The organism is Acinetobacter sp. UBA5984 (assembly GCF_002429925.1).
In the GTDB taxonomy this organism is placed as follows: domain Bacteria; phylum Pseudomonadota; class Gammaproteobacteria; order Pseudomonadales; family Moraxellaceae; genus Acinetobacter; species Acinetobacter variabilis.
The window spans coordinates 1-12,262 of the sequence record NZ_DJBE01000086.1; the positions used below are offsets into that span (position 1 = coordinate 1).

The window sequence follows — 12,262 nt, forward strand, 5'->3', positions numbered from 1 at the left end:
TGGTGAATTGGATGCTCTTAAATTAACTTTCGCAAGAGATCTATTGTTAGAAAATGTCTAGGGAAATGATTGCCTCAACCGAGATTGTATTTTGCAAAGAACTTAATAAGAAAATAAGCCTTTTTCTAAAGGAAATTCAATCCCAATCGATGCTCCACCATCATTGCTATGTAGGTCTGAATTGCTGAGCCAGCCATTTAATTTTAGTGAAATATCGGGGCGTAAATAATGCGTCCAGCTCACATCAACAGCTTTTAATTCATCCTGCGCTGGAAAAGCTAAATTAGTCTAGTTCGGTGGGATTCATTCAGCTTGGCAAATAGCACTCGAGCATTAACACGATTGAGGCGATCGAAACGAATATCACCACCTACTGAAATCATTTGACCATCACCACCTATCGCATGTGCTAATGGGTAACCATGCTGATAAAAACCATCGGTATAAACATGATGGTTGTATGAAATACCATCAGCACTACCATTACTACGGGTATCTGTCCATTTAGTATACAGTTGGAAGGGCATATTGTGATAGCTAGAAGAATAATCGACCCCAGCCAGATACATTTTTTTGGCTGGTAAGCCGCCGGCTTCATCTTCACCAACATATTGTGCATACATTCCCATTGGGACTTGTATCAAAGGGTGTAGATTCAAACGGACATCAAAACCTGCAATTTGATTCGACTTATCATCATCACTATTATCAAAGTTATCATTACCTTTGATCGCATTCCAAAGAGTAGATAGACTTTCTGAACGGTCACCACCACCCCATTGCATAGCACGCGAAGCACCCAGCTCCAAATAGGGTAAAGGCTGTGCGGTGACACGTAAGCTAATCAATTTGGTATCAGGTACAGAGCATCGTAGTCATCCAGTTGTCCGGCAAAGGCTTGATATTGCCAAGGCCCAATCCCGGATAGCCATTTGTTTGCAAAAGCATTCTGTTCGGCACGTTGCATGGTCACACCATATACAGGCCGACTGGCATCACCCCGAATTAAGCTGCTATCATGACCGGGTCCCCAGTAGGTCGGAATTTGTCCAGCAATCAGCCATTGATTCCATAATTTACCCGCGAGGTAAGATCCTTCAACATTAACATCTTGATCATTATCAATCTTGGGATCTTTTTCGGCATTCACGCGAAGTCTGGCATCCCAATTTTGATTGCCTGTATTCAACTCTATACCCGCTTGGTATTGGGCTTTTTGCTGGTCGCCAAAAGCTTGAGGAAGATTTTTTGATCTGTTTCTGCAAACAAGGATGTTTTGAGTAACTGGTTATTGGTATTCAAATGAGCCATGACTGAGTCAATGACTTTTTGTTGATTACTATTGCTGATTTTTGCCTGAGAAAGGGTGCGTTGAATTTCATCACCACTCATTGGCCAGGTCGAAGTGCTGATTTAACCAGTTTAAATCGGTACGTAGGTTTTGGTCATTTAAACAATGCCTTGAGCAAAGGTTAGTGAGGGGCTTAATGCCAAGCTGGCGAGCAGTGTTTTTGATTTAAACATTCTTGTATATTCTCAGGAGTTTTAAACTATCACGATAGGTTTTTTAGTTGATTTCTTCAACAAAGATCATTTGGGATAAATGTAATAGAGGGTGATTTCACACCCTGCTCAAGGCAGAGTGTGAAATTCAAGACAGGATTAATTTTTATCTTTGTGTGCAGTATAAGCATAGGCGTAATTATAACCGTAGCCATAACTTCCAGCACTTTTTTGAACATCATTCAGAATCACGCCATTAACTTTAACATTAGCCTGTTCAAAACGATTTACTGTAATTTCTAGCTCTTTGATTTGTGTCTTGGCATGACGGGCAATTAATAAGCTCACACCCGCATATTGCGCAATAATAATACCATCGGTCACCGCAAGCACAGGTGGCGTATCAATCAGTACATGATCAAAATGAGCAGATACCTGATCCATGAAAGTTTTGAATCGATCTGTACTTAACAGCTCAGAAGGATTGACCGGACTTTTACCACGCGTCACAAAAAACAGATTTTCTACCGTAGAACTGTGTACTACATCTTCATAACTGTTTTGATGATTCAATAATTCAGCTAAACCTGGTTGCACCTCGGCATTAAAATATTTATGCAAATAGCCGCGGCGCATATCACCATCAATCACTAAGACCCGTTTCCCACCTTGCGCTAAAATAGTAGCCAGGTTAATGGTAATAAAAGATTTACCGATTTCAGGGGCAGGGCCTGAAAGTGTAATCACGTTGTTGCTGGCATTGGTGAGGGCAAAATGAATTGCGGTACGCATACTACGCAGGCTTTCAATCGCAATATCACTACTGTCTTTCACCGCAAGAATCGGAATATTCTTTTTCTTCTGTAAAAGTTTAATCCGACTTTCTTGAATAACAGAGCGCGGTACAGTGGCATAAACTGGCAGATCAAGCTCATTTTCAATTTGCGCTGCATCTTTAATACCAGAACGCATCATATTACGTAATAAGGCCAGTAATGTACCTAGGAAAGCACCCAAGAAAATAGATAAAATCAGAATTTGTAATTTCTTTGGTTTAATTGGTTCAATTGGCGCAACTGCAGTATCAACAATACGCACATTGCCAATTTCACCCGCTTTGGCAATCCGAAGTTGCTGATAGGAATTCAATAGTCCTGTGTACAGCTGCTGTTTGACTTCAACTTCACGGAACAATTGTAAATACTGGCGTTGTAGTTCAGGCAAACGCTTGAGTGTGCCGTCTAATTCAGCAATTCGTTTGTTAATCGCACCCAATTGAGCATTCATTTGCTGCATGACAGGGTGTTCATTGGTGTATTTGGCAGCAGCTTCAGCCACTTGTTGCTCTAACTGCGCTTTTTGAGTTTCCAGGGTAATACTTTGCGTCAAGTACAACTCAGACTCTTTGGTCACATCGACCGTATTAAACTGTTGGCGGAAACGGTTAAATTCACGTTCTGCCACGTCTAGCTGTTGTTTAAGTTCTGGGAGTTGGTCTTCCAAAAATTTTAAAGTCTGTGCAGTTTCTGCGGTACGACGCTCAATATTCTGTTGGCTATAAGCGACCAATATGGCATTTAACACTTGGGTAATGTGTTGTTTATCTTGTCCTTGGTAATTTAGTTCCAATACACCTGTCAATTTACCTTTTTCTGCCACAGAGTAGTTGGCAGTTAAGGTTTTCATTGCAGCAGGTAAGCTTTGTTTTTGGATATTATAGGCAGCGTCAAAGCTGTCTTGACTAAAAATAGCAACTTTCCAAACCCCAAATTCAGACTGTAATTGACTGACTTGGTTTAAAGGCGCAGAAAAAACCACTTGTTCGGTTGCTGCATCCGTCAGACTGTATTTGCCTTGTGCAAATTTGAGGATTAAGTTTTTATCTTGAAAGTATTGCGGAATATCGAACTGGCGAATATCAAAACTTTTTTGATTGTCTTTGAATAGTACAGATTGCGCTGAATATTCACTGTTATATTCATGCTTGGCCAATAAACGATTCCAGAAACTATCTTCTGTACCCGAAACGCGAATATTTAAATTTAGATGATTAATCACGTTACCCAACACTAAACGTGATTTTAAAATTTCAATTTCAGCTTGTGCAGGCGATTTCTGCTCAATCATATTGGACAAATCACCCAATAAAGCTGCAGAGGCCCCTTTACTGTCTTCGACCTGTACCAAGGCATCTACTGCATAGGTGTCTGGTGTGGTTCTTAAATACAGAAAAGCGCAGACTACACTGAGTAGAACGCAAAGAATAATCAGTTTCCATTGTGCGATTAAGGAAAAAAATAATTCCTTTAAATCAATGGTGTCTTCGGTGTTGGCGGTTTGGCTCATAGTTTAAATATCAAAAAAGTAGAATATCAAAAAATCTAGAAACTAGATATATTTTTTCCAGTCGGCAATGCAGGCTTGAATTAAGGTGCAGGTTTCATCAAATACGGCTTGATCGTGCTGATATGGGTCAGCAACATTTTTACTTTGCCAGTGCCCCAATCTAAAGGTTTTGCCTTTAGCAAAGGGCCAAGTTTGTTCCACATGCTTTTGCTGATTTTGGCTCATGACTAAAATTAAATCGGCTTTTTTAATCAGCTCTGCATTGAGTTTTTTTGCTACGTGTGGACTCATATCGATACCATGACGTTGCATACATAAACTGGCTTTGTCATCGGCTGCATGACCAACCAAACCTGAAATACCCGCAGATTCAATATGTAAGTGTGGATATTGCTCTTTTAAAAAGTATTCTGCCATGGGGCTACGGCAAATATTGCCGATACATACCACCAAAATGTTATTAATTTTCATTAGTTCCCCAAACGATCTAGGTTATATAAAGCATTTGAGAATGGAATAATTTGGTTAACCACACGTTGCCAACGTGCCAAGCCTGAAGCATCGACATAGACAATATCATTGCTGCGCATTTTAAATTGATTGGCTAGGCCAAAGTCGGCAATACTGGTTAAATCCATGTGATAGACTTCGGTATGTGCTGCATTAGGCTGACTGCGTACCACATAAATTTTACTACGGCTTGCAGACAGTGGGTTTAAGCCCAGACTTTCACCCAATACATCGCTTAAGCTCATACCCTGATCACGCATAGGTAAGGACTGGTTTTTACCCGATTCACCCATTACATAAATTTTTTGGTTTTCACGGTTATTGACATACAAGGTGTCATTCGGCTGAATGAGTAAGTTGTGTAATGACAGCCCCGCTTTTTCCAACTCTACGGTATTGAGTTGATAAGTACGCCCCTGACGGACTAAAGTCATTGAGGTATTGTCACCTTGTTGGGCATTGACCCCGCCTGCCATACCTAAAGCGGTATATACACTGATCGGTTGATCATTTAAATAGAACTGACCACCTTTCATGACATTGCCTTGTACCGAGTATCGCTGCCCTTGGTAAGACAGCACCCGTACAATTACATCTGGCGTTTTTAAATAACGCGCCAACTGTCCGCGCAACTCGCGGTTCACTTGTGCTAAAGATTTACCTGCGGCTTTATAACGCCCGATAATCGGAAACTGAATATAACCCTGTGAGTCAATTTGATAACCGTTAGATTCAGCAGATTTTTCACTACTAACATTACTAGTAGGTGGTGTAATTTCAGGGTATGCCCATAGGTAGATAGACAGAATGTCGCCTGAACTGAGGTTATATTGGCGCTGCGCTGTATTGAACAGATGTGCATAGTCTTGTTGAATGTTATGTATCGCAGGTTGCACTACAACAATAGAGTCTTGAGTTAGTTTAGTCACATTGACTGAGGTGCCTAGATCAGTTTGATACATGCCTTCAGTAGGTAAGTCATAGGTTTGTAAGCCAGAGGTGACAGCGCACCCGGTAGTGGCAATACCACATGCCAATAGAATAGCCAGTTGAAAGTGTCGCACGCGAGATTCCATTATAAATTTTTTAAAATCATTTTTAAATCTGACTTATTCTACCGAAGTTCCTAGCTATATACATAGCAATTTGTAACTATATTGCAAGTTTTGAAAATAGAATATAGATAGATTTAAAAATTTTAGAGTAGAGGATAGGTATAACTAAAATATTAGATTTTCACAAAAAATATACACTACACCATTTTTTAACTATTTTGAGCACAAATCATAATAGACGTTTCATAATTTTCTGCTAGTATTTTGCCGAAAGATTTATTTTTGATAAAATACCGATATAAATAAGGCGCTAAAATGCTACAATTTTCTCATCTTAAAATTGCCGTGATTGATTTAGGCTACGTCGATTTATCTTTAGTCATTGAATTCGAAAAAAATGGTCAGGATGGACATAGGTGAGCTGAGTTGAATAGCCAAACTGTAAGTAGGTTAAGACCGTATTTAGAAGTGTCTTTATTCAACTACTTTAAAACAATTGGGTATGAATATTAGGTTATAATTACAGGAAATTATGAAAATTTTAGTTACAGGCGGTGCAGGGTTTATTGGTTCAGCAGTCATCCGCCATATTATTCAAAATACCAACGATCAAGTTCTGAATATAGATAAATTGACTTATGCAGGTAATTTAGAATCATTAAAAAAAATTGACCAAAGCCGAAACTATCAGTTTAAACAAATTGATATTTGTGATAGAGAGCAAATTACAGCAGTAATAGCAGAGTTTCAACCCAATGCAATTATGCATTTGGCAGCAGAGTCGCATGTAGACCGCTCAATTGATGGTCCTGCGGCATTTATTCAAACCAATATCTTTGGAACCTATACTTTATTAGAAGCTACTCGAAAGTACTGGATAAGCCTTGAAGCAGAAGCACGACAAAAATTTCGCTTTCATCATGTCTCTACAGATGAAGTATATGGTGATTTAGAGGGGACAACCGCTCTCTTTACTGAAACAACTTCATACTCACCAAGTTCTCCCTATTCAGCATCTAAAGCCAGTTCAGATCACTTAGTTCGTGCATGGTATAGAACTTATGGCTTACCTGTACTTGTGACCAATTGTTCCAATAATTATGGTCCTTACCACTTTCCAGAAAAACTCATTCCGCTTGTCATTTTAAATGCCTTAGATGTAAAGCCTTTACCTGTGTATGGTAATGGGCAGCAAATTCGGGACTGGTTATTTGTAGAAGATCATGCCCGTGCTTTATATAAAGTGGTGACTGAGGGATTGGTGGGTGAAACCTATAATATCGGTGGACATAATGAAAAGCAGAATATTGAAGTGGTGAAAACCATTTGCAAAATATTGGATGAATTAAAGCCACAAGAAAGTGGTCAATCTTATGAGTCATTGATTAATTTTGTTAAAGATCGTCCTGGGCATGACTTACGTTACGCCATTGATGCAGCGAAAATCAAGAATGAGTTAGGTTGGTCGCCAACTGAAACTTTTGAAACCGGTATCCGTAAAACTGTTGAATGGTATTTAAATAATTTGGAATGGTGTCGTCGTGTGCAAGATGGCAGTTACCAACGTGAAAGATTGGGTGTAACTTTATAATGTTAAATACTACAAAAGGTATTATTTTGGCAGGTGGTTCGGGTACACGCTTATATCCGATCACCAAAGGTGTATCGAAACAGCTAATCCCCATTTATGACAAACCAATGGTGTATTACCCACTTTCGGTATTAATGCTTGCGGGTATTCGTGAAGTATTAATTATTAGTACTCCTGACGATATTGATGGCTTTAAACGTTTATTAGGTGATGGTTCTCAGTTTGGTATTCAGATTGAATATGCAGTCCAAGCTAGTCCAGACGGTTTAGCACAAGCCTTTATAATTGGTGAAAGCTTTATTGGGGATAGTAATGTTTGCTTAGTGCTTGGCGACAATATTTTTTACGGTCAAGGTTTTACTCCAATGTTGCGTCAGGCTGTGTCACGTCAAAAAGGTGCGACTGTATTTGGCTATCAAGTGAAAGATCCAGAACGTTTTGGGGTAGTTGAGTTTGATGAGCAAAAACGTGCGGTATCTTTAGAAGAAAAGCCAAAATACCCAAAATCACACTTTGCTGTAACAGGTTTGTACTTTTACGATAATGATGTGATTCAAATTGCAAAAGAGGTTAAACCTTCTGAACGTGGTGAGTTAGAAATTACAACTGTAAACCAGAGGTATTTAGAGCGTGGTGATTTAAATGTAGAACTGCTTGGGCGTGGTTTTGCATGGTTGGATACAGGGACACATTCAAGTTTGCTTGAAGCTGCACAGTTTGTAGAAACCATTGAAAAGCGTCAAGGCTACAAAGTGGCTTGCCTAGAAGAAATTGCTTTGAATAATGGTTGGCTGAGTAAAGAACAAGTTTTAGCAATTGGTCAAAGCATGAGTAAAAATGATTATGGTCAGTATTTGATTTCATTGGTGAATGAGATATGAGTCAAGAGTCAATTTATGTCACTCAGCCTGTTTTACCTGAGCTTGATGAGTTTATTCCTTATTTAGAGCAAATTTGGAACAATAAAATTTTAACCAACTGTGGACCATTACATCAGCAGTTGGAAAAAGAGCTTTGTGAGTATTTAGGTGTTGATTATATTTCATTATTTAATAATGGAACGATTGCATTAGTAACAGCACTACAGGCACTTGGGCTTGAACAAGGTGAAGTAATTACGACGCCTTACACTTTTGTTGCTACGGCTCATTCGATAGTTTGGAATAAACTCACGCCAGTCTTTGTTGATATTGACCCACACACATCTAATATTGACCCTATAAAAGTTGAAATGGCAATTACAGATAAAACAGTCGCGATTTTACCTGTGCATTGTTATGGCATTCCTTGTGATGTGGAAGCATTACAAAATATTGCTACCAAGCATAATTTAAAATTAGTCTATGATGCGGCACATGCCTTTGGTGTAAAACATCATGGGAAAAGCTTACTCAATTATGGTGATTTAAGTGTATTGAGCTTTCATGCTACCAAAGTATTTAATACTTTTGAGGGGGGAGCTATTGTTTGTCACAGTGCTGAAATGAAACAACGCATTGACCGTTTAAAAAATTTTGGTATTGTGAATGAGAGCATAATAAATGATATTTCTTTAAATGGTAAATTGAGTGAAGTACATGCTGCATTAGGCTTATTACAATTAAAATCTATTGATAGCACATTATTAGCACGTCAAAAAGTAGATGAAATCTATCGTCATGGACTTGCAGATATATCAGGAATTCATTGTATTAAACGTCCAAGTTTAGAAAAGGATAATTACTCTTATTTTCCAATCATTATTTCTGAACAATATCTGCTTAGCCGTGATGAGTTGTTTGAAAAACTAAAGCAAAATAATATTTTTGCACGTAAATATTTTTATCCAATAATGACTGATCTAAATGTCTATAAAAATTATGAATCGATGACGCCAAATGCAAAATGGTTATCAGAGAGAGTGTTGTGTTTACCAATGTATCCAACTTTATCTTTAGATCAATGCTCAGTTATTGTTAATGTAATAAAGGATATAGCATGAAAAAAGTTGTGATTGTTGGTGCGGGTGGCTTTGGTAAAGAAGTTGCTTGGATGGCTCAACGCTGTGGGCGTGATATTTTAGGATTTTTGGATGGTACCCCAGAAAAACAAAATACTACAATAATGGGATATGATGTATTGGGGCCACTTGAGAATGCTAAAGATTATTTTGATTGTGAGTTTGTACTTGCTATAGGAAATCCTAGGTCTAGAAAAAAAATTATTGATTATTATTTCAATGATGAAAAATTTCAATTTACTACTCTAGTTGACCCTTCAGCAATTGTGGGGGTGCAAGTGAAAATAGGAGTAGGCTCAATTATTTGTGCAGGTACGATCTTAACGGTTAATATAGATGTTGGAAGTCATACGATCATAAATATTAATAGTACAGTAGGGCATGATGTTCGTATACATGATTTCGTAACAATAGCACCTAATGCCTCAATTTCAGGCAATGTTATTTTACAGGATTTAGTTGAAGTAGGGACAAATGCAAGTATTAGGGAAAAGTTAGAAGTTAAATATGGTGCGGTGATTGGAATGGGTGCTGTATTAACTAAAAATGTTGAAGATAATATGGTAATGGTTGGTAACCCTGCAAAGATATTACGAGTGATGGCGTAAAGATTATAATGAGAAAATTAAAGAAAGTTTTACATTTATCAACTGATGATAAATTTGTAGATATGGCTCTTTCAGTTTTTAATACTTTTGATGATGTTGAAAATAGTTTAATAGTGTACTCAAGGTCAAAAAAACTAAAATATGTTAAAAATATTGCCACCGTTATAAATAATCCTAATAGAGTGGTTTCTTATGTTAATTCATTCGATTTAATTATAGTTCATTCTCTGTCTCCAGTATGGGGTAAGCTATTGTTGAAAATGAAAAAAGAAATTCCTATTGTATGGATAGGATGGGGATATGATTATTATGATATTATAGGAAATCAGCTTTATTTAAATGATACAAAAAAACTATTTGATAATTGTGTAAACGTAAGTTTATTGGGTTTACTAAAAATAAAATTTATTGCTTTTTGTAGAAGAATATGGCGAATACGTTTTGATGTAAAGCAAGAAAACGTGATTGAAAGAATAAATTATTTTTCTCCTGTATTGGATCTAGAATACGAGATGGTAAAAAAAAATTTTAATGGTGCTATCTTTCCTAAATATATTGAATTTAATTATGGAAATCTCGAAGAGTATTTTGCAAAAAAACTCGAGGATAAAAGGATCAATGGTCATAATATTTTAGTTGGTAATAGCTCTTCTTATTCTAATAATCATGTTGAAGCATTTAAATTGTTAAAAGAAATTGGTGTTAAGACAAGTAAAATTATTTGTCCACTGAGTTATGGCGATGATAAATATAGAACATATATAGAAAAAAAAGGAGAGGAATACTTTGGCGATGATTTTACTTCTTTAAAAGATTTTATGCCGCTAGAAGACTATATGAGAGTTATTGGAAGTTGTAGATATGCAATAATGAATCATTGCAGACAACAAGCTTATGGAAATATTGTTACATTATTGTATTTAGGTGCAAAAGTTTTTCTAAGAGTACAAAACCCTTTATATATATACTTAATAAGTAAGGGAATGAATATATATTCTATCCAGGACTTGGAAGATAAAAAATGTTTTGGAGATATTTTAGATGAAGATGAAATTTTGCATAATAGAAATGTATTAAAATTATTATTATCTAAAGAGAAAGTAATAAATCATGTTAAGAAAATATTAGAAATCCCAGAAAAAGTATAATGAACATCAAGAAAATTGCCGGATTTGCGATTGGTCCCATTGGTGGGGCCTTTTTAGGTTTTATCACCTTACCTATTACAGCATGGTTCTTTAGTGCAGAAGATATTGGTCGTATTGCTTTACTACAAATAGTGGTCGCATTTTCAACAATGTTATTTGGTTTGGGTTTAGATCAAGCATATGTAAGAGAATATCATGAGAAAGAAAAAAAATCGGTATTGTGGAAAAATTGTGCATTCCCAGGACTGCTTCTTTTAGTAGTAACTAGCGTATTTTTTATTGTAAACCCATATTTGATATCGGAATGGCTGTTTTCTATCGAAAGTATTTTTACCAGTTTCTTGGTAATTTTGATTCTCGTTTGTAATTACTTGATTAGATTTTTTTCATTAATATTGAGAATGCAAGAAAAGGGTTTCCTTTTCTCAATGAGCCAAATTTGGCCTAAACTTTTCAATATTTTAATATTATTATTTTTTGTAGTCTTTATTTATCAAAGAGAATTTATAAACCTATTACTTGCTTTAGCACTTTCAAACTTAATAGCATGTTTAATTTTTGCCTGGAATACACATGAAACATGGCTAAAATTTGAAGGTGTTTTTATAGAGTTAAAAGAGTTAAAAAAATTACTGACATTTGGAGCTCCACTTATTATTGGTGGTCTCGCTTATTGGGGTTTAAATTCATTAGACCGAATGTTTCTTAGAGTTTACTCAGATTTTGAACAATTAGGGATATATTCGTTGGCAATAAGTTTTGCAGGGTTTGCTATTATTGTACAGAGTATATTTTCGACAGTGTGGGCACCGATAGTGTATAAGTGGGTAAAAAACAATGAAAATCTGGATAAAGTGTACGATGTCGCAGGTTTTATCTTAATTATTATCGTTTTTATTTTTTCTAGTGTTGGGCTTTTCTCTGATATTATAAGTATGATTCTACCAGAAAAGTATAATTTAGTTCAGTACATTGTTTTGCCTGCTTTAGCAGCACCATTACTGTATACGCTATCTGAAGCAACTTGTGTAGGTATTGGTATTAGTAGAAAGTCATACTTGTCACTCTATGCTTCTTTAGGTGCACTTTTTTCAGCCATTATTCTTAATTTTTTGTTAACCCCAAAATTAGGAGCAATTGGCGCAAGTATAAGTAGCAGTTTAGCATTTTTAACTTTTTTTGTATTAAGAACCGAATTGTCTGTCATGGCATGGAAAAGTTTTCAACGTAAAAAAATGTATTGTATAGTATTCTTAATTGTTGCACTGGCTATTGCTAATGGATTATTTGAGGGAGAATTTAATTACATTTTTAAAATGATTTGGTTTGTATCCTTTGTATATTCATTTTTTCATATATTGAGAGCATTTCTTAAATTTAAAAAGTATAGGAAGGTAATATAGTATTAATTTTTAACTAATATGAAATTTCAATTTATAGGATATGAAGAAACATTAGATCTCTTGCGAAAGTAAAAAAATGTTTATACTAGCCCCATGAAA

The 12,262-nt window shown here is 36.2% G+C and carries 9 protein-coding genes and 1 pseudogene; 6 read left to right on the forward strand and 4 right to left on the reverse strand.

Annotation, left to right across the window (positions count from 1 at the left end; translation table 11 throughout):
* Nucleotides 1–102: 102 nt before the first annotated feature.
* The 4 genes and pseudogenes from B3J29_RS15285 to B3J29_RS15300 all read right to left on the reverse strand — a co-directional run bounded on the left by B3J29_RS15285 (nucleotide 103) and on the right by B3J29_RS15300 (nucleotide 5,423).
* Nucleotides 103–1,524, reverse strand: a pseudogene (locus B3J29_RS15285) (capsule assembly Wzi family protein).
* Nucleotides 1,525–1,662: 138 nt separating this feature from the next.
* Nucleotides 1,663–3,849, reverse strand: a complete 2,187-nt coding sequence (locus B3J29_RS15290; RefSeq protein ID WP_286966029.1) for a polysaccharide biosynthesis tyrosine autokinase — start codon at nucleotides 3,847–3,849, stop codon at nucleotides 1,663–1,665.
* Between the two features lie 42 nt (nucleotides 3,850–3,891).
* A complete protein-coding gene (locus tag B3J29_RS15295) occupies nucleotides 3,892–4,320 on the reverse strand; it encodes a low molecular weight protein-tyrosine-phosphatase (RefSeq protein WP_286966030.1) in 429 nt (142 codons plus the stop codon).
* A complete protein-coding gene (locus tag B3J29_RS15300; RefSeq protein ID WP_286966031.1) occupies nucleotides 4,320–5,423 on the reverse strand; it encodes a polysaccharide biosynthesis/export family protein in 1,104 nt (367 codons plus the stop codon). Before B3J29_RS15300 ends, B3J29_RS15295 begins: the two co-directional genes overlap by 1 nt.
* Before the next feature lie 523 nt (nucleotides 5,424–5,946).
* Here B3J29_RS15300 and rfbB point away from each other — a divergent pair.
* From rfbB to B3J29_RS15330, 6 genes are read left to right on the forward strand one after another with little or no spacing between them, the layout of a single operon-like run.
* On the forward strand, nucleotides 5,947–7,005 hold the full coding sequence (rfbB, locus tag B3J29_RS15305; protein WP_286966032.1) for a dTDP-glucose 4,6-dehydratase: 1,059 nt from the start codon (nucleotides 5,947–5,949) through the stop codon (nucleotides 7,003–7,005).
* On the forward strand, nucleotides 7,005–7,886 hold the full coding sequence (rfbA, locus tag B3J29_RS15310; protein ID WP_286966033.1) for a glucose-1-phosphate thymidylyltransferase RfbA: 882 nt from the start codon (nucleotides 7,005–7,007) through the stop codon (nucleotides 7,884–7,886). Before rfbB ends, rfbA begins: the two co-directional genes overlap by 1 nt.
* Complete coding sequence (locus B3J29_RS15315; RefSeq protein ID WP_286966034.1) at nucleotides 7,883–8,986, forward strand: DegT/DnrJ/EryC1/StrS family aminotransferase; 1,104 nt, start codon at nucleotides 7,883–7,885, stop codon at nucleotides 8,984–8,986. Before rfbA ends, B3J29_RS15315 begins: the two co-directional genes overlap by 4 nt.
* A complete protein-coding gene (locus B3J29_RS15320; protein ID WP_286966035.1) occupies nucleotides 8,983–9,612 on the forward strand; it encodes an acetyltransferase in 630 nt (209 codons plus the stop codon). Before B3J29_RS15315 ends, B3J29_RS15320 begins: the two co-directional genes overlap by 4 nt.
* A gap of 8 nt (nucleotides 9,613–9,620) precedes the next feature.
* Nucleotides 9,621–10,760 carry a TDP-N-acetylfucosamine:lipid II N-acetylfucosaminyltransferase gene (locus tag B3J29_RS15325; RefSeq protein WP_286966036.1) on the forward strand — a complete coding sequence of 380 codons (1,140 nt, stop codon included), beginning with the start codon at nucleotides 9,621–9,623 and terminating at the stop codon, nucleotides 10,758–10,760.
* Nucleotides 10,760–12,163 (forward strand): lipopolysaccharide biosynthesis protein, encoded by a 1,404-nt coding sequence (locus tag B3J29_RS15330; protein WP_286966037.1) that lies wholly within the window; start codon nucleotides 10,760–10,762, stop codon nucleotides 12,161–12,163. The genes B3J29_RS15325 and B3J29_RS15330 overlap by 1 nt, the downstream gene beginning before the upstream one ends.
* The last annotated feature ends 99 nt before the right edge of the window (nucleotides 12,164–12,262 follow it).